The organism is Salarchaeum japonicum (genome assembly GCF_049705945.1).
Lineage (GTDB): Archaea > Halobacteriota > Halobacteria > Halobacteriales > Halobacteriaceae > Salarchaeum > Salarchaeum japonicum_A.
This window is the reverse complement of record NZ_JBNAMV010000001.1, coordinates 27,114-49,913: the sequence shown is the minus strand read 5'-3', so window position 1 is coordinate 49,913 and position 22,800 is coordinate 27,114. Positions and strand designations below refer to the sequence as shown.

Sequence of the window (22,800 nt, the reverse complement as noted above, 5' to 3'; positions counted from 1 at the left end):
ACGAGCTGACGCACGGAGCAGTACTCAGGCGTTGAGGGCGACGATGCGGCCGTCGCCGTACATCACGAGGAGTTCGTCGAGCGGGTCGGCGTCGATGTCGGCGGCAGTCGGGTGCACCCAGACGGCGACATCGCGTTCGTATGTGGCGACGGTTTCGCCGGTCGCTGCGTCGAGGACGGCGACTTGGCCGTCGTGGGTGACGGCGGCGATCTCGAGGCCGGGATTGTCGGTGAAGTTTCCGGTGATTGGTGCGGGGGTGAGGTCGGTTGTTTCCGAGAGTCGGGTCCGCCACTCGACGGCGCCAGTAGTGGCGTCAATGGCGAGGATGCGGCCGCCACGACTTCCGACGTACACCTCACGCGTGCCGTCCTCGTCCCCGTCCGCGGCGTCGTGGACGACTGCGCGACCGGCGGTGTCGAGCGTCCAGTCGACCGTGCGGGTGCTGGTGTCGATACTCGCCAGACGGGGGCCGTTCGACGTGACGACGTGTGTCTCGTCGACCCGGGTGAGCCACTCGGCGCCGACCGGTACCGACCACGCGCGCGAGCCGTTCCGGTGGAGGGCGATGGTGGAGTCGGTCATCCCGACGACGATGCGGTCGTTCATCACGACCGGGTCCGCGATGACGGCGGGGTCGACGGAGACGTTCCACGCGACCGACCCGTCCGGCCGCCAGGCGTACGCGCGGCCGTCGAAGTCGATCGCAAAGACGCGACGCGGGTCGTCGAGAAGGATTGGCTTGCTGTATCCGAACGAGGTCGTGTTCCCGACGAACTCGCGGTCGCCGCTCGACACGTCGTAGCCGTAGACGGCGTTTTCGGCGGTCGGCACGACGACCTCGCGGTCGCCGTCACCGGTGAGGTCGAGGACGGTCGGGTCGCCGATGCCGTGAATCGCACACGCCCGGTCGGCGATGCCCTCGCTCCATTGCTGAGCGCCGGTGGTGTCGAGCGCGATCAGCCGACAGTGTCCGCCGCTCCCGGAGACGGCGCTTACGGGCGCGAGCACCGTCGCATCCGCTCCGGCGACGGCGACGGGGTGGTGGTTCACCTGGTTCGGGCGGTCGGTGTCGCTCACCCACGCCACGTCGAGCGTCCCCGGCCCACCGCCATTCGTGACGGCGTACGCGCCGACGCCCGCGAGCGCGAGCACCACCACCGCCGCGGCCACCGTCGTCCTCCGACGCATACAGACAGTCCGCGACAACGCCGGAAAACCCCCACTATTCGACGCGCGTACCACTACCGCTTTCCCGCGACGGCGTCAAGCCCGCGTGATGTCGGTCGCCCGCACCCTTCCCGTACTCGCCGCGCTCGCCCTGTTCGTCGTCCCGGCGAGCGCACACGAGGTGACGGCGACTCGATTCGACGCCCCGCTCCCGCTCTCCCTCCTCTACCTCGGCGCGGCCGCGACCGTCGCGGCAACCGCGCTCTTGCTCGCCCGCGCCAACACCACCGACACCGACGAACGAACCATCATCACGCTTCCCGCGAGCGTCGGTGCCATCGGCCGACGCGTTCTCTCTCTCGGATTTCTCGCGGTGTTCACAGCCGTCCTCGTCGTAGGGGTGGTCGGCCGAACGTCGCCGACGAACCCCGCGGTCGTCGTGTTCTGGGTGCTCTGGCTGAAGGGCGTGCTCGTCGTCGCCGCACTCATTGGGAATCCGTGGCGTGCGCTGTCGCCGTGGCGAACCGTCCATCGCGCGCTGGAGAGCCTCGAAGGCGAGCGCATCAGTGGCTATGCGTATCCGTCGTGGCTCGCCGCGTGGCCGGCAACCATCGGGTTCGTGGTCGTCGCAGGCGTCTTCGAGAACCTCACCGTCCTCCCGCGGTCGCCCGAACGCACCACCGTCCTCCTCGCGGCGTACGCGACCGCGATGATAGGCGGCGGCGTGGTCTTCGGCCGCGACTGGTACCGCCACGCGGACCTCTTCGAAGTGTTCTACGACCTCGTCGGCCGTGTCGCCCCGCTCACCGCCCGCGTACAGGACGGCCGACTCGTCGTCACTGTCCGCCGGCCGTGGACCGCCTGCGCACGCCCCGTCGCGTCACCAGCCGTCGTCACGTTGGTCGTGGCGAGCGTGTACACGGTGAGTTTCGACGGTTTCACCAGCACGCCCGAATACCAGACGCTCGCACTCGCGCTCCGCGACCTCGGCGCCATCCAAACCCCCGGCCTCCTCGTCTACACGCTCGGGCTGCTCGCCTTCATTCTCGTGTTCGCGCTCACGGCGAGCGTCGTCGCTCGTATCGTTGCTGACGACGCGCGAACGGTCGCACTCGTCATCGCCGCATCCCTTCTTCCTATCGCAGTTTCGTACGAACTCGCACACAACGCCACCCACCTCGTCGAGAACGCCGCGCTCCTCGTCGGCGCTCTCACTGGCACCCCACCCGTCCTGCTCGCCTGGCTGTCCATCCCGGCGTACTGGACCGGTCAAGTCCTCCTCGTCGTCGCCGGCCACCTCGTCGCCGTCGCCGCCGTCCACCACGCTCTCACTCACACCTACCCCGACCGGTCGCTGCGCGCTCACGCCCCACTCGTCGCGCTCATGGTCGCCTACACCGTCCTCTCACTCTGGATTCTCTCCCGTCCACTCGCTACGTAGCGTCGTCCAGGTCACCGCTGCCGCCGCCATCACAGGCCTGACCGAGGCCGTATCCTCGGTCAACGTTTTTGTCGGTCCGTCCCGAACAGTGAGTATGGAATACGACTTCGCGCGCTCGGTGGTTCCGCTCGTCCTCATCGTCGCCATCGCAACGGTCGCGCTCACCAGCGTGATGCAATCTTCGACGGTCTTCATGATGGTACTCCCCTCGATGATCGTCTTCTCGGTCATCGCGTTCTTCTTCGGTATGAAACACGGCGAGTTCCGCGCCGGCCGGTAATCCTCGCACGGCGGCCGCCACGTAGTTAGGGACGGCTCGTGACGAACGAGTGAACAGATGGCATCAACGTCGGCTGCGACGCGACGCAGGCTTCTGTCGGGCGTGGGCGTCGCGCTCACCGCCAGCGTCGCCGGCTGTTCGGCACCGGAAGAAACGACGACAACGACGCGCGAACCGCCCGAATCGACGACACTCCGGATTCGCGTCGAGAATCACGACACCACCATCCACGACGCGACGTTTCGGCTCCTGGTGACGACGGACGACGCCGACCGTTACGAGTTGTTCGAGGTCGCGGACCTCGCGCCCGGCGAACATCGCACGCTCGACGACCGAGAACTCCCCGCGGGCGAGTACGAACTCGAAATCGACCTCCCGCTCGGCACGCCGACCATTCGCTGGACGGCGTCGGAGTGTGTCGAGAAACTGGTCGTCGTTCGGTTCACGGAGTCCGGATTCGAAATATCGGACCGATGTCCCTCAGCGGAGTGAGAACGAACACCTCCGCTTAGTCCTTCGATTCTGGATGTTCCGCGCCTGGTTTTTCCGGTTCGTTTAACCCTCCACGTGAGGTACTAGTCGGTAATGGATTCCGGGGTGGGCGGGTCGACAGCGCTGCGGACGTTCCGCGAGGCCGTAGAGAACACGGGGCATGCGGTGTACTGGACGGATACGAACGGACGCATTCAATACGTCAACCCAGCGTTCGAGGCGCAGACAGGCTACTCGGCAGACGAAGCCGTCGGTAGTAACGCGAACATCCTCGAGTCCGGCGTGCACGACGACCGCTTCTACGAGCAGCTCTGGGAGACGATTCTCAACGGCGAGGTCTGGGAGGGTGAAATCGTAAATCAGCGGAAATCGGGTGAACGCTACGTCGTCAAACAGACGATCTCGCCCATCACGGACGACGCGGGAAACATCACGCGGTTCGTCGCCGCGAACGAGGAGGTCACCGAACTGCGGACGTACCAAAACCGACTCGAACGCCAACGCGACCGGTTCGCCGCACTCCTCGACGGCGTCCCTGTGCCGCTGGTGCTCGCCGACTACGACGACAGTGGAGACCCGGTGGTCAAGCAGACGAACGACGCGTTCCGGGAGACGTTCGGCTACAACGGTAGCACAATCGGCGGGTCGTCGCTCGACAAATTCATCGTCAACGACAGCAAGGCGGAGGAAGCCCGCGAGTTGAACGAGCAGGTCCAGCACGGAGAACAGGTACGCCGTGAGGTGGTTCGGCACACGGAAACCAACGACAATCGGACGTTCCTCCTCAACGCGACACCGCTCTCTTACGACGACCAGTGCGAAGTGCTCGCGACGTACATCGACATCACCGACCGAAAAAAGGCGGAGGAGATGCTCGAACGCCGAACCGAGGCGCTCGAAGACTTCGCGAGCGTCGTCAGCCACGACCTCCGCAACCCCCTGAACATCGCGTCCGGCCATCTCGACTTGCTGGACGACGAGTACGACAGCCCCCACATCGACCCCATCCGGAACGCCCACGAGCGGATGCAGGAACTGATAGAGAACATTCTGCTGCTCGCGAAACAAGGGAAGTCCGTCGGTGAGACCGAACGCGTCGCGCTCGACGACTGCGTCGCCCGCAGCTGGGGAACCATCGACACCGGAAACGCCAGCCTCCGCGTCGAAACCACGAAAACCGTGCACGCGGACGAGAGCCGGCTACGACAGCTGTTCGGGAATCTCATTCGGAACGCCGTCGAACACGGCGGCACCGACGTAACGGTCACCGTCGGCGACCTCGACGACGGCTTCTACGTGGAAGACGACGGCCCGGGAATTCCCGAATCAGAGCGCCCGCAGGTGTTCGACACCGGCCACACGACCACGAAGGACGGCACGGGCTTTGGGCTCTCCATCGTCCGCGAAATCGTGGACGCCCACGGCTGGACTGTCACCGTCACCGACAGCGAAAGCGGCGGCGCACGCTTCGAAATCACGGACGTCCCAACTGCCACCTGATAGACTCCGCACCCCGAGGCGAACGACGCGCCCGGGTCCGCGTCACCCCACCGTGTCCGCTGTTCTTCCTATCGCCCTCACTGGGTTCGACGACGGAGAACGTCGGTGAAGAGGACGGTAGGAACGAGGAGGGAGGCGTGGACGCCTCCGCGTTTAGTCGTCCGCGGGGAGTTCGACGCGCTGCCAGCTATCTCGGACGTCTGCCCGAGACATGTCGAGGTTGTGCATCTCTATCGCGTGTTCCTGCGTGAAGTCGATGACCTCGTCGTGTTCGTTCGACCGTACCTGGAACGCACAATCGTCTGCCGTGCACGTGAACTGGTATGCCATTGCGTCCGACGCTACGGTTTCGTCGTACCTTGTTAGCGCGGGCGTTCAGAACGTACGCGACGGCTTACCCGTCGAAAACGGAGTCGAGGAGGCGTTCGAGGCGGTCGACGAGGCGTTCGGGAAGCGACGGTTCGATGTCGGCGAGGATGCGCGCGGTGCGCTCCGGATCGGTGAGGGCGAGTTCGACGCGCTGCTGGGAGTCCTTGTGCTTCTCGACGAGTCCCACATCGACGAGGCGGCTGGCGTGGTAGGAGAGCGTGCTGCGCGCCAAATCGAGGTCGTCGGCGAGCCGGCTGGCGCGACGGTCACCGTCGAGGAGCGCGATGAGAATGTCGCGGGAGTTTTCGCGGCGGGCGAGCGCGAGCGCGCGGCGTTCGAACGCGTCGTAGCCCCGTGGGTAGTAGTGTGTGCGGCCGTACAGGGACTCTTCGACGAGCGTATCCGCGCGCAGGAGGCGGTGGACGTGGTACTGGACTTGGCCGGGCGCGAGGTCGAGTTCGCGGACGAGCGCGCTGAAGTGAATGCCCGGGTCCGCGTCGATACGGTTCGTGATTCGTGTGCGTGTCGTCATGGCGTGTTGTCGCGTTCGACGGTGCGGGCGTAGTAGACGGCCGCAACCACTAGGCCAGCCATTACCACGTCGAGCGCGTGTTCGAGGACGTGGTGGAACGTGGCCGGAACCGTGTTCGAGACGGAGAGCAGTGCGACGATAGCGCGCGCGAACAGCGCGGCGAACGCGAGCACGACGAGGAGGTAGGAGCGCTGGCGGCGCCGCAGATACACCGCGGTAGCGAGCACGACGAGCACCCCGGAAATCGCGGCCGCCGCGAGGAGCACCGCGACCAAGAGCATACTCGGGTCGCCACCGTGGTACTGCACGCGCCGACGTTCGGCCCCGAGCGCCGTATGTCGTTCGCTTCGACACCACCTACCAGGAGACAGGCGGGGTCGTCACGGCGTTACCCACCCGGCGGAGAAGTGTCAGAAATGTATCTACGTCGTGGTTCCGGATGCGAAAGGTTCGAAACACGGGACTCCATTGGAGGAGATACTGGACGCGACCACCGAGGTCGCACAACGGCACAGGGACACTAACGATGGACAGGACAGGCACGCAAGTCGAACTAGCTTCCTCGTCGATATGCAGAGGTGAGCGGTGAGTATCGTCTTCGAAGACCACGGGGAGACCGTGCGAATCCGGGACGAGACGAACCAGCGCCAATACCGGTTAACGATTCCGGCGGACAGCCAGCTGTCGGCGTCCGATTCGGGGGTGTTCTCGCCGTACCGGGACGACGAGGCAGGAATCGACTTCGCGGTCGAGGAGACGCGGACGTTTACAGCGGACACGTTCGGGGTACCTGAGCTCGTCGTCGGATTGATTCGGCGGCTCGACGGGTCGCTGGTGGCAGATATTCACGACGCAGGCGGGAAACGGTTCCCCGAGGACGCCTACGTCGTCGAACTCGACCCACACCTGAAGGTCTTCATCCGGTTCGAGGGCGCGTTCCGCATCATCTACGAGGAAGAAGGGTTCCGCGTGCTCTTGGAGGACGAAACCGAGATTTACGTCGGCGCACGCTCGGTCAGTCGAACGCCGCGACGAACACTCACCGTGGACGAGTCGATCGAGAGCGTCTACCGCGTGCTGAATCAGTTCGGCGACTCTCTGGTAACGTTGTCGCCGGAGCGGTCGTGGCCGACGCTACGCGACCATCCGCCGCGCGTAAAACACGACCCGACGGCAGAAACACTCCAGGAGCGAACCCCGGAAACAGGTATCGAACTGCACGTTCCACGTGACCGCGAGTTCCTCTACGCCGCTGCGCCGCTGGCGTACTATCTCGACGCACACGTGGTCCCAAGTCCGAATCCACGCGTACTGTCGGAGGGGGACGAGGTGGCGTCGTTCGCGGACGCCTCCGCGTTTGCGTTCAGTCAAGATGTCCAGGAGATGCTGAAACACCAGTTCACGCTCGACGTTCTAACGCGCCTCGAAGGGTTTTACCCGGTCGACTTATTCGAGCGCGAACTACTCACGTACGCTGACGTCGGCATCAACTGGCGTGAGTTGTACGAACTGGAGTTGTCGGAGCGCGTGGTGCGGCATCAGGAGATTCCGCGGTCGGTAACGCGTCGCGTGGAACCACGGTGGCGGACGACCGCAACGGTGACAGGCGCCGTGGAGAACGTCGAAACCCTGCCGTACCTGATCGACGAGCTAGCACTCATTCAACCGCTCCGGGAGCCGAAAACCGACCCAGAAGCATCGGAGATGGCCGAAGCAGTCTCCTCGTTTCTCCGGACGCCAGCAGAGGATTCCGAGGCCGGCCATCGGTTCGTCTCACCGGAGAAAGGAGAGAGCATCGAGAGCGTGTACGCGGGCGACGGTGTTCCAGTAGGGTCTTCGAAACTCCTAGTCGAGGGCTATGAAGCCGATCTGTCCCGCGAGGCGACGCCCTCCGATATCTCCATTCAGGTCGTCTGCAACGACGAGTCGATGCGTCACGAGGTCGAAGAAGACCTCTACGGAGGCCGTGAAGAGTTCCCGTTCACGGTAGAAACCGCGTTCGGAGTATCCGTGAGCGAACTTCGAGACATCTTGCAGTCGGACCGCGATTTCATCCATTACATCGGCCACCTCGACGGCGAGTACTTCTACTGTCCGGACGGGCGGCTGGACCCCGCAGAGCTGGACGACGTGGGTGTGCGGGCGTTCCTGCTGAACGGCTGTGAGTCCTTCGGGCAGGCGGAAGCCCTGGTGCGTGCAGGAGCATCCGGGGGAATCGCGACAGTGTCGCGAGTGGCGGATGAGCGCGCAGCAGAGGTCGGCGTGATGGTGGCGAAGCTGTTAGACGAGGGGTTCTCGATTCGCGGCGCATTGGAACTCGCTCGCGACCATCAGCTCATCGGCTCCCAGTACGTCGGCGTCGGCGATTCAGGACTATCGTTGGTACAGAGTGAAGGCGGGATACCCACGGTAACGGACGTCTGGACGACGAACGAAGCCGGAATGTACAGTGTTGTAATCAAGACGTACCCATCTGATGGTGCCGGGATGGGGTCGCTATATCGGCCATTCCTGGGTCGTGTCGAGAAGTACTTTATGTCGGGTGGCGAGACTGCTCGGGTGCGTGTTACTGAACGCGAGCTTCAGGAGTTCCTAGAACAGGACTACCTAGAACCGGTCGTGTTTGAGGGAGAGTTCTTCTGGAGTCCGGACGTAATCGAGCGATACCTGAGTTAGGGGCCAATAAGGACGCCGTCCTTAGCTGCGAGGGCGGCACCGGTTTGGCTGAGGAGGACGGTCATGGTGAACAGGACGCCGATGAAACGCGGGTTGTTCTTGAGGTACGCCGTGAGTGCATTGTGGTCGGACATTACACTCAAATCATTCTGTCGGATTGTAATAAATCTAATTTAAAAAACATAATGTTTTTGTACCGCATATAACATACGTCACTCCCGCCGGTCAAACCACCAACAGCCAGCCGTCCAGACGCGTCTACTACTTAATCCTATGCTACCCGACAGCAAGCTAATCGATTTCACGTCTCGAAAAGTAGACGTAGCCATCGACATCGCCCAGTCACACACCGTCACGCGCCAGCTTGAATCGTTATAGCGTTCTGCTGTAACCAGATTGTTTCTCTTTGTTGTCATTTCCTATGCAGAGATGTTAAATATGTATATCCTAATGTGAAACCAACGAATGATGGAGGAGACAAGAGGGGCTAGAGAAGATGGTTCCTCCAGCGAGGCGGCGCGGCTGGCGAAACAGATCTGTGAGGGATTCATCGCACATGACCGCGGAGACCGACAGGGCGCGATAGCCGCATTCAGCGCTGTCGACGAGCGCCAGTTCGACCACGTTTCGGTCGAGAATCGGCGGATGGCCGCCGAAGCTCTCGTAGACGCGCTCTGGGAGAAAGACGACCTAGAGGCGGGTCACTATACCGGCGGAACGCTGAACGCGGAAACGCTCCGGAAGGCCGACTGGGGGCCCGTTCGACGGAAGTTCCGCGAGCGCGCGTCACTCCTCGAACTCGATAACGAGTACGCCGTGTTGAAGACGCGGGCGTGGCGTCGCCACAAGACGGGCGGCGACTACTGGACGCCCTTCCAGCAGGCACAAGTCCACGAGTTACGCGTCGCGACCGACGACCCGAACTATCCCTCGAAACCGAAGTGGGGGACGTCCGGATTCGGCCCGGAACCCGCGCGGTACGCGCTCGCGGTCGAACTCCACGACATGCACGACGCATCCTACTGGCAGCAAGCCCAAGACGTCATGACACCGTACTTTGAACGAGTGCTCGACGACACCGGAGGTGTCTCGGGACGATGAGCAAGACCGTCCAAACCTTCGGCGAGGAGACGATCTCCGAGACTGTGTCCGTGCTCGTCGTCGACGACGACGCGAGCCTCGTCGAACTGGTGGAAACCTTCCTCGAACGCGAAAAACGCGTCTTCGACGTCACGACGACGACAGACTCGAACGAGGCCATCACGCTCGCTGAGCGAGGTGAGGTGGACGCGGTCGTCAGCGACTACGACATGCCGACCCGGAACGGAATCGAACTCCTCAAACAGATCCGGAACTCGCGGCCCGACATCCCGTTCATCCTCTTCACCGGGAAGGGGAGCGAGGAGATAGCGAGCAAAGCCATCTCCGCGGGCGTCACGGACTATCTCCAGAAAGGCGGCGGGTCGAGTCAGTACAAACTCCTCGCGAACCGCCTGATGAACGCCGTCGAGAAGCACCGCTCTCAGCGCGCGCTCGAACACTCCGAGGAGAAATTCAGCAAACTCGTGGAGAACTCGAGCGACTTCATCGCCATCGTCTCCGAGAACGCCCTCTTCGAGTACGCTTCCTCGTCGGCGGAGTCCGTCATTGGGTACTCCAGTGACGAACTCGTCGGCGAGTCGGTCTTCGAGTTCGTGCATCCGAAGGACCGAAAGCGAGTCATGGAGGAGTTCTTCAGGAGCGTCGAGAACCCGGAGGAGGACGTGTCCGTCGAGTTCCGGCTCGCCGACTCGGGTGAACACCCCGTCATCCTCGAATCTCGCGGGAACAACCTCCTCGACGACGACACCGTCTCCGGGTTCGTCGTGAACACCCGAGACATCACGGACCTGAAGGACAAACAGAACCAGTTAGAGCAGCGCAACGACCAACTCGAACACGTTCAGGAACTCATCGCGCACGACGTGCGGACGCCGCTGACGGCAGCGGAAAGCTGGCTCGACCTCTACGAGGACGAGGAGGACCCCGCCCACCTCGACAACCTCCGGCAGGCCCTGGACCGCGCCGTCTCGCTGCTCGACCAGACCGACGCTCTGACCGAGGAACCGATCGTGATACGCGACCTCCAGACCGTCGCACTCAACGAGACGGCGAAAGCCTCGTGGACAACCGCGGACACGACCGACGCGCGACTCGAAATCGTCGACTCGCGACTCCTAGAGGCGAACGAATCCCAGTTCGGCCAACTGCTCGAGAACCTCTTCCGGAACGCAATCGCGCACGGTGACGCTGACACGGTCCGCGTCGGAACGCTCCCCGGCGAAGACGGGTTCTTCGTCGAAGATACCGGAACCGGTATTCCGGAGAGCGAGCGGCCCCGCGTGTTCGAGTCCGGATACACGACCGGCGAAGTGACGAATACAGGTCTCGGCCTCGTGATCGTCAAACAGATCGCGAACGGTCACGAGTGGGACGTGACGCTCACGGAGAGCGAGGAGGGCGGTGCGCGCTTCGAATTCTCGAACGTGACGTTCAAGCCCGACGTCTGTGAGTGACGGCCGCTCAAGCTGAAACCCGTTGCGGGTATTTGAAGGACCGGGCGTTTTGGATTGCTGGGTCGTCGTACGGAACGCGCCCAAGAGTGAGTACGGCAGTCCGGCGCGACCGATTAGTTCGGGGACTCTATGTCGGTAAACTCGAATCGGGCGCCGCCGGTGGCGCTTTCGGTCACGCGAATATCCCAGCCATGTGCGTCCGCGACCTCTTTGACGATACTGAGTCCGAACCCAGTTCCGTTCGTTCCCGTGGAGTACCCCGGCGTGAACACCTCGTCACGGTCGTGTTCCGGAATCCCGGCGCCGTCGTCCGCAACGAAAAACCCGTTTTCCAGGGCGCCGACGGTGACTGTCACGCTCTCGCCGCCGTGCTCGACCGCGTTCCGAACGAGGTTTTCGACGATCTGTTTGAAACGAGAGCGGTCAGCCAGTAGTCGTCGCGTACTCTCGATTTGGAGTGTCGCCGAACCGGTATCGATAGTCCCCCAGCAGTCATCCACGAACGTCGCCAGATCTATTTCTTCAGTTTCGCCGATTCGGTCGCCTTCTCGCGCCAACGTGAGTAGTTCATCGATGAGCGTTTCCATCCGCGCGTGGGCGTTCCCGATCTTGTCGAGATGGCTGCTTTCACAGTCGTCTTCGGCGAGTTCAAGATAGCCCTGCGCAACGCTAAGCGGCGTTCGAAGGTCGTGGCTGACGACGGACGCGAACTGTTCTAGCTGTCGTTCACGCTCCTTCCGTTCGGTGATTTCTCGACCGATAGTCAGAACCGCCGGCTGGTCCGCGTACGTAATCACCGTGGAGCTGAGCTCGACCGGGAGTTCCTCGCCGTGTTTGGTCTGGTGGACTGTCTCAACGACCTGTGTTCCGTCCGCCGGGATATCGTCGATGAGTTCCGAGATTTCGCTTGAAGATAAACTGGTGTCGATGTCGTCCGGCCCCATCGAGAGAAGTTCGTCTCTCGAGTAGCCAGTTCGCTCCACGGTCGTATCGTTCACTGCGAGGAACGTCTCGTCGAATCCGACGACCACAGCCATGTCGTTCATCCCGTTGAATAGTTCCTCGTACTCCGTTCTCGCCTGTTCGAGGTCGCGTTCCCGTCGCTTGTGGTCCGTGATGTCCTGTACGGCACCACGCAGTCGAACCACCTCGTCGTCCTCGATCGTGGGCTCACCGAGAATCCGGAACCACCGTATTTCGCCGTCGGGTCGCTCGAATCGTGCTTCCACGTCGAAGGAATTACGCGAGGCTATCGCGTCCTCGATGGCCGTTTCGACGGTCGATCGATCCGCTTCGAGGTAGACGTTGAGCGCCTCGTCGAGTGATGGGGCCTCGTCACCGTCGATGCCAAGCATCTCGAACAAGTGGTCGGACCAGTACACGTCGTTCGTCGCCGTTTCGATTTGCCAGCCACCGACATCGGCGATTTGCTCGGTCTTGTCCAACAGGTCCCGGGCGAATTCGAGTTCCGCCTCGCGTTCCTTCCGGTCGGAGAGGTCACGGCCGATTCCGACGACTCCGACGAAATCGGCCGCCGGGTCGGTCAGCCGTTTTCCCGTCAATTCGTACGGGACTCGTCCACGCGTTTCGGTGCAGAGGTCGGCTTCGACCGTTCCCGTCCCTTGGTCCATGGTGACCTCAATCGCGTCATCGACCTTCGAGTGATGGTCGTCAGCGACGAAATCGAGGATGTTCCGCCCAGCCAGTATCTCCTCGTCGTACCCGGCTTCCGCCGCAAGTTGGTCGTTCCACCGTTTGAGATTTCCGTCGGCATCGACGACGTAGAAGAGGTCGTCAAGTGTATCGAGCGCCTGTTCGGTGAACGCACGCTCCTGAGCAAGCTGCTGTTGGCGCTCAATCCGGTCAGTGATATCCTGCAGCTTCGAGAACGAGGTCACTACGTCCCCGAGTTCGTTCCGGATGACACGGTGGTGCCATTCGCAGACGAGGCGGTCACCCTCTTTCGTGACTGTTTCGTGCTCGGCGTTGTAGGCGGCAGCCCCGTCGTTCAACGCCGCGAGCATCTCGGCAAACGAACGCTGCTCGGGTTCGGGAACGAGCTTTCGCCACGACGCACCGACCAGTTCGCCGTCGTCGTAGCCGAGGAGGGCTTCCGCGGTCTCATTGATACGTGTGATTTCGAAGTCCGCGTTCCATTCGATGGCTCCGAGCGGAGAGTGTTCGAAGAACAGCGAGAGGCGTTCCTGCGTCGTCTGGGCTTCTCGCTGGGAGTGATACTGGGAGACGGCGTTCGTAACCCGGTGAGCGAGTAGCGTGTACTGGCTGCTTCCACCCTCCTTCTGGAGGTAGTCCGTGACACCTGCAGAAATCGCGTCACTCGCGATCTCCTCGCTTCCCTTCCCGGTGAAGAGGATGAAGGGAACGTCTAGCTCCGAATTCCGAACAGTGTGGAGAAACTGGAGTCCGTTCGCTTCCGGCATCTCGTAGTCGGAAACGATGCAGTCGATACTCGAGATATCCAGAATTTCTATCGCGGATTCGACAGTTTTCGCTGTCTGAACGGTTATCTGAGGGTCTTCTCGTTCAAGGAAATCCGCCACCATATCAGCGAATCCCGGTTCATCATCGACGTGGAGAACGCGAATCGGTGAGTCTGGGAGCATGGATGTAAATGGGCGGCGGTGAGTGATTTCGTGTAGTAGGTACTGATAGAGATATAAGGATGTTGGCACCCACAGAAGTGTGTTTTTGCGGTAGTAACGGCTGTAATGAGCGTTTTCGACGAACGGAGCGAAAAGTCACGGCCCAGTTCGTGGTCTCGCAGACGGTCGTTGGCCGCGTCGTTTGGAAGCTTACAACAGCACAGTGAACACCGGGTAGGAAGCGGTGACTGCCAGCGCGGGCGTCAACACCCACATCGTGACGATGCGCTTGGCGGCCGTTGGGTCAAAGAGGCTTCGCTCGTCGAGGTCGGCCGGGCCTTCGGCACCGATGTCAGGGACGTCTGGAAGGTCGGACGGTTCCTCCGCGGGGGTTTCGTCGCGAGCAAGGTCGCCGATGGTGGGGCCTGCGGGTGCGTCCTCGGCGCGTGAGGTGACAAGCGCGCCCGTCGCGACATCGGTTTCCGGTCGGTCGGTCGTCGGTGTCGCGAACTCCGCGAGCGTCGCTGCCCGGCTCGCCCGCCCCCAGCCGAGGCCGATAATCGCCGATGTCGTGCTGACCGCGAGACTCGCGGGGATTCCCAGGTACGAGAGTACCGTGATGACCGTGCCGCCGACGAGCGAGACGATCAACGACGCGAGTATCGGAAGTTCCGTGATGTCGTTTCCGACCGTCTCAAGCGTGCGACGCGCGATGGTGAAACTCCCCAGAGCGAAGGCCGCCACCGCGAGCAGGACGCCCTGGTCGACGGTAAGCGGGCCGCCGGCCCCGACGAGGGGGGCGACGGCGTTCGCAGCGTTCGATGCCCCCGCCGAGAACGCCATATAACAGGCGATGACGACTACCGAGAGCGAGCCGACGACGTCCTGCGGGGACGCGTCCGGGTTAACGTAGGGACGCGGAATGGTTCCCGAGCGGTCTAGCTGGATGAAGTGAAGGTCGAACGTCGTGAACGCGACGTACCGGTCGAGATACGGGTAGACGTACCGGCCGATCACGAGTCCGATGGCGAAACTCACCAGCGGGGCGACGATCCACGCCGAAACGATGACGAACATCAGCGCCTGATTGAGCGTGCCCGACGCGAGACCTAAGCCGACGATAGCGCCGACAGCCGTCATCGACGTCGACGCAGGAACGCCGTAGAGGTTCGAGATGAACAGCGCCGCACCCGTGAAGAACAGGACGGCGACGCTCGTGGCGGGCGTAAACTGGGCGGCCGGGACGATACTGCTGCTCATCGTCGCGATGACGTTCCGGCCGACGGTCCACGCGCCGAGGAAGGCGAACCCGACGAACAGGGCTCCCGCGGTCGTCTTCCGAACGAGGCGTGAGCCGACTGCCGGACCGAACGCCACGCCGGTTGAGGAGCCGCCGATGTTGAACCCGACGAACACGGCGACAGCAATACCGGCGAGAGCTAGCAGTGACAGCATCGTGTCGTACGTCAGTCAACGAATGCGCGCGCTCAAATAACCCCCGGAGTCCGGCCCTTCGTTCCCCAGAGTCGGCGCTTCGTTCGGGGTGACGCTGACGCCAGAATCGGCGCTGACCTACCGTTCGACCTGAACGTTAGTGAGGTCGAACTGTGCGCCGCCGTCCGGGCTCTGAGTCGCACGGATCGTCCAATCGTGGGCCTCGGCGCACTGCGCGACGATGGCGAGTCCGAGCCCGGTTCCGGAACTCCGCGTCGAATACCCGGTTTCGAAGACGCGCTCGCGGTCCGGTTCGGGAATTCCGGGACCGTCGTCGGCGACGGTGAATCCGTTCTCATGGAGGGCGATAGTGATGGTGTCGCCGCCGTGCTCCGTGGCGTTCCGGAAGAGGTTCTCGAGGAGTTGCTGGAGGATGGCGCGGTCGGCGTACACCGTCCCGGTGGTCGCGATGTCGAGCGTTGCGGACTCAGTAGGGACGTGTTGCCACGCGTCCTCGGCGACCGTCGCGAGGTCAAGCGCGGTTTCGGTCTGCACGCCATCGCCACGCCGGGCGAGCGCGAGGAGGTCCTCGATGAGGTCGTTCATGCGTTCGTGTGCGCGCGCAACTTCAGCGAGCGCGTCACTATCCTGGGTTTCGCGCGCGAGCGTGAGGTACCCGTCGGCGACGCTCAACGGATTACGGAGGTCGTGGCTGACGACGCCCGCGAACTGCTCCAGTTGCTCGTTCTGTCGTTCGAGTTCGCGCTCGTGGTGCTTGCGTTCGGTGATGTCGCGGTTGTTCGTCACAACGCCCGCGATGACGGGGTGGTCGAGGTGGTTGCGGCCGCGAACTTCGAGCAACCGCCACTCGTCATCGGCGGTACGAAAGCGCGCCTCGACCGTGACGGACTCGTCGGGCCGTTCGACAAGCTCCAAAAATGTCTCGTAGAGTTCGGGGCGGTCGTCGGGATGGACGAGTTCGAAGCCATCTTGGCCGATGAGTTCGCCGGATTCGTAGCCGAGGATTCGCGTGAGCGACGGGCTCTGATACTTGACGGTGCCGTCAGCGTTCAACACGGTGATAATGTCCGTCGAACGCTCCAGGTATGCCTCGTAGCGTTCGAGTTCGCGTTCGCGCTCGGTTCGCTCGGTGATGTCGCGGTCGGAGACGATGAGAGCGGTGACGGTACCGTCGTCGTCGCGAACCGGCCGGAACACGCCACTGACGGTCCGACCACCGTCCTGTCCGGTGATATCCGCCTCGAACTCGACGTACTCGCCTGCCGCCGCGCGCGCCACCCAGTCGTCGACATCGGCGCGGAGCGCGTCGTTGTCGCCCCACCACGGTGTCGCTGAAAACTGCTCGCCGAGCACGTCGTCGATGTCGCCATCGATGTACTCCATTGCGGTTTGATTGACATCCAGCACCGTTCCGTCGGGCGCGAGCACACCGGTGAGGATGTTCGGGTCCTCGAACACCGCCCGGTACTGGCGCTCCACGCTCGCGAGCTCGCGCTCACGTGTCTTCCGCTCGGTGACGTCCCGCGTGAACCCGCCGACGTGCGTGACCGTTCCCGCGTCGTCCGTAATCGGTTCGCCCTTGATCCAGACGTCACGGAGTCCGCCGTCTTCGGTGACTACACTGACTTCGATATCAACCGAAATCCCCTCGGAAAGCCCTGCCATCGCATTCGTGAGTTGCTCGTGATCGCTCGGTTGAACCGAATCGAGGAACGTCTCCGGGTCCGCTTCGAGACAGCTCCGGGAGTGTTCGAAGACCTCCTCGTACGCGTCGTTAACGAAGACTACCTCGTTCCAGTCCGCGGTGAACATCCAGAGCACGTCGGTCGTGCGGTCGGCGAGTTCGGAGAACAACCGTTGTACGTCGTTTACCGCCGCCTCCGCGCGTTCACGCTCGACGAGCGTTACAATACGGTTTGCGAGGACGCGGTAGTGGTCGAGACCGGATTCCTTCTGCATGTAGTCGCTCGCGCCCGCGGTAATCGCGTCGCTCGCGACCTCCTCGGAGCCCTTCCCCGTGTAGAGGATGAATGGCACGCGCGGCTGCGTCGTGCTCGTGCGAACCGTGCGGAGGAACTCGATGCCGTTCCGGTCGGGCATATCGTAATCTGACACGACGCAGTCGAACGTGCGGTCATCGAGTCGCGTCAGTGCCTCGTCGACGGTGGCCACGGTTGTCACGCGAAGGTCGTCGTTCACGCGCGTCAGGGACGCGCCGACGAGTTCGGCGAGCGAGCGGTCGTCGTCCACGTGCAGGACGTGAATTCGGTCGGATCGTGTCGTCGATGCCATGTCTGTCACTGAGCGCCCTCCACGAGAGCACGGACGACGCCGAGGGTATCCGTGTCGCTGATGTTGCGGGGAGACAGTTCGAAGAGCATGTGCGGCTATGAGTGCGGTCAGTCACTCCACGCGGGAGGTGAGACCGCCTGTGGTGTTGTAAACAGCAGTTTCGCGCGTAAATACTTGCCCCGTATGTGCAAGTCTCATACCTCGTACGTGCTTCGAATCCTGTACGGATTGCACGTGGCGACGAGACGACTGCAGCCGGGAGATCCGTGAGTTCGTTAGCGACCAAGCAGAGACTCGAAGAAAACAGAGCGGCGAAGAATATAGGGAGGTCTTTCGATCGCCGGCAGAGTAGAGAAATCGGACGGTATGAGTGTTTTAACGGCGTTTTACTGCGGACATGGTGGAGTGGTTGGTGGTGTTAGTGGCTGGCTTGTTTGTGAGAAGATAGTACGGAGAGTGCTTCAAGCGAGAGGATTCGACACCCTCGGGGACAAAGCAGGATGGAATAGACCCTCACCCCACTGTGTCCGCCGTTCTGGGAGAACGGCAAGGGTGGGGTCGTGAGCCGGCTGTAAAACGGGCGGGAGAGCGGCGATTGTTATCCATAGAACATCTGCCAAGACAAGATTATAATTGAGTTAATGGACTATTTTTTGTATTACATATTAGTTCTTTCCCTTAATTCACGGCAATTCTCGTGATGGTGAGTAGTTCCCCACTCGTTTTCCATGTTTCTGCGGACATGGTGGGGGGGGTGTGTTCCACCCTCTCCTTATAAAACTCGCTTCTGCGGACACTGCGGACGCGGTGGTTTTATAATACTGTACGCGTCACTCAGTCCCATGGCGCTGTTCGAACGGGATCGGGACATCTACACCGACCGCGACGCTCTCCGCGAAGACTACCAACCACAGGAGCTCGTCGGTCGGGACGACGAACTCACTACCTATCAGTCCGCCCTCCAACCCATCATCAACGGCGAACAACCCAACAACGTCTTCCTCTACGGCAAGACCGGAGTCGGCAAAACCGCCGCCACCCGCTACCTCCTCTCCCATCTCCGTGAGGACGCCTCTCAGTACGACGACATCACGCTCAGCCTCAACTTCCTCAACTGCGACGGACTCTCCTCCTCCTACCAGGTCGCCACCCATCTCGTCAACGAACTCCGCGACGAATCCGACCAGATCTCCACCACCGGCTACCCGCTCGCCGCCGTCTACGACATGCTCTGGGAGGAACTCGATTCCCTCGGCGACACCGTCCTCATCGTCCTCGACGAAATCGACAACATCGAGGACGACAGCCTCCTCTACCAGCTTCCCCGCGCACGCGCCAACGACAAACTCTCCAACGCCAAAGTCGGCATCATCGGCATCTCCAACGACTTCTCCTTCCGCGAAGACCTCTCCCCGAAAGTCAAGTCCAGCCTCTGCGAGAACGAGATCCACTTCCCCGCCTACGACGCGAACGACCTCATCGCCATTCTCCAACAGCGCGCCGACGTCGCGTTCCACGACGGCGTTCTCGAAGATGGTGTCATCCCGCTCTGCGCCGCCTACGGCGCGAAAGACGCAGGGGACGCGCGACAAGCCATCGACCTCCTAATGAAAGCCGGAGACATCGCCCGCGACCAAGACGGCACTACAGTCACCGAGGACCACGTCGACCAGGGGCGGAACGCGCTCGAACGCGGCCGCATCGAGGAGGGCGTTCGCGGCCTCACCGAACACGGCCACCTCGTCCTCTACGCACTCCTCACCCACGAACTCGAAGACAACACGCCCGTACGATCGCGCGACATCCGCCCCCGGTACACGCGCTTCGCCGAACTCGCCGAACGCGACCCGCTCGTCCCGCGCCGCATGCGCGACCACCTCAGCGAACTCACGATGCTCGGCATCGTCGGCGTCACCGAACGCAACGAGGGCCGCCGCGGCGGCACCTACCGCGAGTACACACTCGACATGAACGTCAAACAAGTCCTCGACGCCATGTCCGACACCGTCGAACTCGTCGGCATCCACGACTCCGTCGTCGACCAAGCGCTCGAAGATGTCGACATCAGCACCACCGACTCGGCTTAATTTCCTGTTTCCTTGTATCCGTCTCTCTTCCGGTATATCCGTCACTGTGTCTCTGCCACGTTTGTGTGAAAAGCTCACCCGGCCGGCATTTTTCCGCCTTACGCACGTCTCGGCGGCGATAACTCCGGACATGGTGGGGTCACAGACGTGGAACAGTGGACAATGAACTGGATATTCGACGAACTATCGGATGGAGTCGATTCACCCTGTGATGTCTCTCCTGACGTGAGTATTTCTGCGGACGTAGTGGGGTGACGCGCTGTCACAGTTTCTGCGGACATGGTGGAGTGGGGCCTGTTCGTTAGGGAGAATATCATCACGTAATACGGCCGGAAAGACCCTCACACGCCGATACGATGAGTTGTAACAGCGGACACGGTGGGGTCGCGTCCCGCCCAAACTCCCGATTAGGCGTATTCTATCGAGGACGTGTCACCGAAACGGCGGACGCGGTGGTGTGATTGTGGCTCTTTTACCACGGACATCGTGGTGTGGATTCTTCCCCCGGCGATCTGATAAGGCGAATTCTCTCTATGTAGCCATCCCGATCGGATCGAGAACCGCGGACACGGTGGGGTCGCTGTCACCCCTGGACCGTTCGCGCTCGGTAGGTCTACTGTTCGGTGGAACAGCGGACGCGGTGGTGTGGGGTTCGCCGCTCACCACCCATATTCCCTGTTTCAGGCAATTCTGATGGTCCGCTCGGACGAGGGATAAACGCTCAAGCATCCTCGCCCAATAGTCACTCGTCATGAGTATGGAATCGCGGGAAAACGACCTCGAAGAGCACGAAGCGCAGATTGACCGGCTTATCGAGGAGGACGAAGATCTCCTCGACGCCCTCCACGACTAACCCCGCGTTCTTCTTCAGTCGCGTGACCTCACACATGTCGCGTGGAGATGCAAAGAATCATACGCGATACTGTGCCATGGCGTGTATGAGCGTTGACGACTGGGGACCGGCGTCGGCTGCCGGTTCGGGGTGTGCACCCGGCGTCACCGCAGCCCCAACGCTGAGGGGTCGCTCCCAGAACGCGCTGCGTCGGTCGGCCGCACCGGTGACGCGTCATGTGTGAGGACGAACGCGTCGTACTGTCCCTGCTCGACGACGAGTACGCCCGCGAAATCCTGAAGGAGACCAGCGTCGAACCGCTCTCCGCGAAAGCGTTGACCGAACGCTGCGACGCGTCCCCGCCGACCATCTACCGCCGCCTCGACCGCCTCCAGGAACAGGACTTGATCGTCGAACGCCAGCGAATCGCGTCCGACGGCAACCACCACGCCGTCTACACGGCAACCTTCGAGCGCGCGGTCGTCGAACTCGAATCCGGCGACCTCGCCGTGGACGTGTTCGTCCGCGATGATCCCGCTGACCAGTTCACACACCTCTTCGAGGAACTCCGATGAACGTTGGCGGTGTCTCGATAACGACGAGCGGCGGCACACCCCTCCTCGTCTTTGGGTTGTTCCTCAGCGTCGGCCTCGCAACGCTGCTCGGCGGCGTGCTCGTCGTTCGCATCGGCCGCGGCTACCGGCGCACTGGCAGCCGGCACCTGCTCGCACTCGGCGTGGGGTTCCTGTTCGTCGTCCCCGTTCCGAAACTCCTGAACCTCTCGCTCTCGACAGCCACTACCCTTTCCAGCGAGGCAGTGGGGCTCGTCGGGTCGAGCGCACAGCTCCTCGGATTTTCCGTCATCCTGTACGCCATCTATGACACGTAACCGACCGACACGCGCGATCGCGGGTGAGATTCGATGAGTGGACTCGCGACCATTGCGGTCTGGACGGTCGTTCTCGACGCGTTTCTCGTCTGCGTCGGCGGCCTCGTCAGCGTTCAGGCCTATCGTGGATATCGGCGCAACGACAGCACCGCGATGCTCGCTGTCGCCACCGGCACGCTCGTCCTCGTCCTCACACCGTTCCTCCTAGAATACGTCTTCGAGGCCGCGACGGTTCTCTCGCCGCTCCAGAGCGCGATTCTCCGGCAGGGCGCGGACAGCATCGCCGTGCTCGTCATCCTCTACGCGCTGATGCGTTAGTCCTGTTCCGCGACACGCCGGTCACTCGGCGTCGTCGCCGGTTCGCCGACCGCCGCGGCGCGCGCCGCGTGCACGACACAGCCCCCGAGAATCACGAGGAGTCCGTAGAGCGCGAGCGACCCGACGGACAGCACGGCGTGACTCGCCGTCACCACGGCCGCGGTGAGCGATGCGGGCGCGCCGAGCGCGCCGAATACGTCCGCGAGTATCGCGGGCTGTACCGGCGCGAGGACGAGCGCCGTTCCCGTCAGGAAGCACGCGCGCACGACCGGGTCGTGGACCGTGTAGAGGAGCGCGACGAGCGGTACGTAGACGTAGAGGACGTGGTGGACGTTGGACGCGGGGGAGACGAGCAACATCACAACGAGCGTCCCGAGGTACGCGACGGCCCGGTCGCGTCCGGTTCCGACCTGCGTGTACAACACGCCGAGCACGGGAAGCAGGAGGACGACGGCGAGCACGGTGTACACGACCGGCTCTGCGTCGGGGAGGAGCGCTGCGAGCGGTCGCTGGAGCGTGAGCGCCGAGACGTTCGGGCTCATTCCCGCGGCGAGTTCGTCGACGCGACTCCGCTCGAACACGATGAACTGAACGTACTCTCGGTGGAGCGACCAGCCGAACAGCGCGACGCCCGCCGCGGACAGAGCGCTGAGGGTGCCGACGCACCACGCGACCGCCCGCCACGCGCGACGCCGGGCGAACCAGACGAGGACGAACAGTGGGAAGAGCTTGAACGCGGACGCCAGTGCGAGCAATCCGCCGGCCGTCCGCTGTCGATCTGCGCGGAGCGCTCGGTACACGCCGAGGAGGGCGAGAAGGATGAACAGTCCGAGCTGGCCCTGGCCGAGTACGACCATCGGGTACGTGCTGAGCGTGAAGAACGCGTAGACGAGCACGCTGTCGGTCCGCTGAATCGGAACGCCGCGCTCCCGGAGGTCGTCGAGCACGAGACGTGCACACGCGAGTCCGGCGATGACGCTCACGGCCGCGTGCGCGAGGTACGCCGTACTCCACGACACGAACGTGTACGCGTAGAACGCGACGACGGTGACTGGCGGATACACCCATTCGCCGCCACCGACGGGCGGGGACACGCCGACGAACGGCCGGCTGTCGAGCGCGAGAGTCGCTGCGTGGTGGTACGCGCGGAAGTCCCACGCTAACGGTGTGGTGTCCGCGAGCAACCAGAAGTAGGCCGGGACGAGACTCCCGACGAGCACGCCGAACGCGAGGACGGTGCGGACGGCGCGTCGCGAGCGCTGGCCGGTGGCCACTACGACCACCACCGCGGGCGAGCGCGGTCTGCGCGTCC

The 22,800-nt window shown here is 62.8% G+C and carries 20 protein-coding genes; 11 read left to right on the top strand and 9 right to left on the bottom strand.

Translation table 11 applies throughout. The features are described 5' to 3' along the window. Positions 1–24: 24 nt before the first annotated feature. Positions 25–1,188 carry a PQQ-binding-like beta-propeller repeat protein gene (locus tag ACOZ4O_RS00230; RefSeq protein ID WP_424523360.1) on the bottom strand — a complete coding sequence of 388 codons (1,164 nt, stop codon included), beginning with the start codon at positions 1,186–1,188 and terminating at the stop codon, positions 25–27. Between the two features lie 88 nt (positions 1,189–1,276). Here ACOZ4O_RS00230 and ACOZ4O_RS00225 point away from each other — a divergent pair, with 88 nt between their 5' ends. From ACOZ4O_RS00225 to ACOZ4O_RS00210, 4 genes are all read left to right on the top strand, one after another. Further along, positions 1,277–2,608, top strand: a complete 1,332-nt coding sequence (locus ACOZ4O_RS00225; protein WP_424523359.1) for a hypothetical protein — start codon at positions 1,277–1,279, stop codon at positions 2,606–2,608. A gap of 94 nt (positions 2,609–2,702) precedes the next feature. Next, positions 2,703–2,888 (top strand): DUF7333 family protein, encoded by a 186-nt coding sequence (locus tag ACOZ4O_RS00220; RefSeq protein ID WP_424523358.1) that lies wholly within the window; start codon positions 2,703–2,705, stop codon positions 2,886–2,888. 57 nt (positions 2,889–2,945) lie between these two features. Continuing rightward, positions 2,946–3,380, top strand: a complete 435-nt coding sequence (locus tag ACOZ4O_RS00215) for a hypothetical protein (protein ID WP_424523357.1) — start codon at positions 2,946–2,948, stop codon at positions 3,378–3,380. A 93-nt stretch (positions 3,381–3,473) separates the two neighbouring features. Then, a complete protein-coding gene (locus tag ACOZ4O_RS00210; RefSeq protein WP_424523356.1) occupies positions 3,474–4,880 on the top strand; it encodes a PAS domain S-box protein in 1,407 nt (468 codons plus the stop codon). Positions 4,881–5,033: 153 nt separating this feature from the next. Here the strand turns inward: ACOZ4O_RS00210 and ACOZ4O_RS00205 are convergent, their stop codons facing one another. The 3 genes from ACOZ4O_RS00205 to ACOZ4O_RS00195 all read right to left on the bottom strand — a co-directional run bounded on the left by ACOZ4O_RS00205 (position 5,034) and on the right by ACOZ4O_RS00195 (position 6,062). Beyond that, the gene (locus ACOZ4O_RS00205; protein ID WP_424523355.1) at positions 5,034–5,210 is read right to left on the bottom strand and encodes a DUF1059 domain-containing protein; all 177 of its coding nucleotides are present in this window, start codon (positions 5,208–5,210) and stop codon (positions 5,034–5,036) included. Between the two features lie 64 nt (positions 5,211–5,274). Continuing rightward, the gene (locus ACOZ4O_RS00200; RefSeq protein ID WP_424523354.1) at positions 5,275–5,781 is read right to left on the bottom strand and encodes a winged helix-turn-helix transcriptional regulator; all 507 of its coding nucleotides are present in this window, start codon (positions 5,779–5,781) and stop codon (positions 5,275–5,277) included. Then, on the bottom strand, positions 5,778–6,062 hold the full coding sequence (locus tag ACOZ4O_RS00195) for a DUF7471 family protein (protein WP_424523353.1): 285 nt from the start codon (positions 6,060–6,062) through the stop codon (positions 5,778–5,780). Before ACOZ4O_RS00195 ends, ACOZ4O_RS00200 begins: the two co-directional genes overlap by 4 nt. A gap of 304 nt (positions 6,063–6,366) precedes the next feature. Here ACOZ4O_RS00195 and ACOZ4O_RS00190 point away from each other — a divergent pair, with 304 nt between their 5' ends. Next, positions 6,367–8,457 carry a hypothetical protein gene (locus tag ACOZ4O_RS00190; RefSeq protein ID WP_424523352.1) on the top strand — a complete coding sequence of 697 codons (2,091 nt, stop codon included), beginning with the start codon at positions 6,367–6,369 and terminating at the stop codon, positions 8,455–8,457. On the opposite strand, the gene ACOZ4O_RS00185 is transcribed toward ACOZ4O_RS00190, so the two are convergent. Continuing rightward, positions 8,454–8,591, bottom strand: coding sequence for a DUF7503 family protein (locus ACOZ4O_RS00185; protein ID WP_424523351.1), 138 nt, complete (start codon positions 8,589–8,591; stop codon positions 8,454–8,456). The genes ACOZ4O_RS00190 and ACOZ4O_RS00185 overlap by 4 nt on opposite strands. 334 nt (positions 8,592–8,925) lie before the next feature. Between ACOZ4O_RS00185 and ACOZ4O_RS00180 the strand changes: the two genes are divergently transcribed. Both ACOZ4O_RS00180 and ACOZ4O_RS00175 read left to right on the top strand, forming a co-directional pair. Further along, a complete protein-coding gene (locus ACOZ4O_RS00180; protein ID WP_424523350.1) occupies positions 8,926–9,558 on the top strand; it encodes a hypothetical protein in 633 nt (210 codons plus the stop codon). Further along, positions 9,555–11,012 (top strand): response regulator, encoded by a 1,458-nt coding sequence (locus tag ACOZ4O_RS00175; protein WP_424523349.1) that lies wholly within the window; start codon positions 9,555–9,557, stop codon positions 11,010–11,012. Before ACOZ4O_RS00180 ends, ACOZ4O_RS00175 begins: the two co-directional genes overlap by 4 nt. Positions 11,013–11,125: 113 nt before the next feature. Here ACOZ4O_RS00175 and ACOZ4O_RS00170 read toward each other — a convergent pair whose 3' ends face one another. From ACOZ4O_RS00170 to ACOZ4O_RS00160, 3 genes are all read right to left on the bottom strand, one after another. Then, positions 11,126–13,636 (bottom strand): PAS domain S-box protein, encoded by a 2,511-nt coding sequence (locus tag ACOZ4O_RS00170; protein WP_424523348.1) that lies wholly within the window; start codon positions 13,634–13,636, stop codon positions 11,126–11,128. Positions 13,637–13,825: 189 nt separating this feature from the next. Then, a complete protein-coding gene (locus ACOZ4O_RS00165) occupies positions 13,826–15,070 on the bottom strand; it encodes an anion permease (RefSeq protein ID WP_424523347.1) in 1,245 nt (414 codons plus the stop codon). A 117-nt stretch (positions 15,071–15,187) separates the two neighbouring features. Continuing rightward, positions 15,188–17,362, bottom strand: a complete 2,175-nt coding sequence (locus tag ACOZ4O_RS00160) for a PAS domain S-box protein (RefSeq protein ID WP_424523443.1) — start codon at positions 17,360–17,362, stop codon at positions 15,188–15,190. Positions 17,363–18,204: 842 nt separating this feature from the next. Here ACOZ4O_RS00160 and ACOZ4O_RS00155 point away from each other — a divergent pair. From ACOZ4O_RS00155 to ACOZ4O_RS00140, 4 genes are all read left to right on the top strand, one after another. Then, the gene (locus ACOZ4O_RS00155; protein WP_424523346.1) at positions 18,205–19,449 is read left to right on the top strand and encodes an orc1/cdc6 family replication initiation protein; all 1,245 of its coding nucleotides are present in this window, start codon (positions 18,205–18,207) and stop codon (positions 19,447–19,449) included. A 1,068-nt stretch (positions 19,450–20,517) separates the two neighbouring features. Then, a complete protein-coding gene (locus tag ACOZ4O_RS00150; protein ID WP_424523345.1) occupies positions 20,518–20,856 on the top strand; it encodes a helix-turn-helix domain-containing protein in 339 nt (112 codons plus the stop codon). Then, positions 20,853–21,170 (top strand): DUF7521 family protein, encoded by a 318-nt coding sequence (locus ACOZ4O_RS00145; RefSeq protein WP_424523344.1) that lies wholly within the window; start codon positions 20,853–20,855, stop codon positions 21,168–21,170. The genes ACOZ4O_RS00150 and ACOZ4O_RS00145 overlap by 4 nt, the downstream gene beginning before the upstream one ends. A 33-nt stretch (positions 21,171–21,203) precedes the next feature. Further along, positions 21,204–21,488 (top strand): DUF7521 family protein, encoded by a 285-nt coding sequence (locus tag ACOZ4O_RS00140; protein ID WP_424523343.1) that lies wholly within the window; start codon positions 21,204–21,206, stop codon positions 21,486–21,488. On the opposite strand, the gene ACOZ4O_RS00135 is transcribed toward ACOZ4O_RS00140, so the two are convergent. Beyond that, the gene (locus tag ACOZ4O_RS00135) at positions 21,485–22,762 is read right to left on the bottom strand and encodes a glycosyltransferase family 87 protein (RefSeq protein WP_424523342.1); all 1,278 of its coding nucleotides are present in this window, start codon (positions 22,760–22,762) and stop codon (positions 21,485–21,487) included. The genes ACOZ4O_RS00140 and ACOZ4O_RS00135 overlap by 4 nt on opposite strands. Between the last annotated feature and the right edge of the window lie 38 nt (positions 22,763–22,800).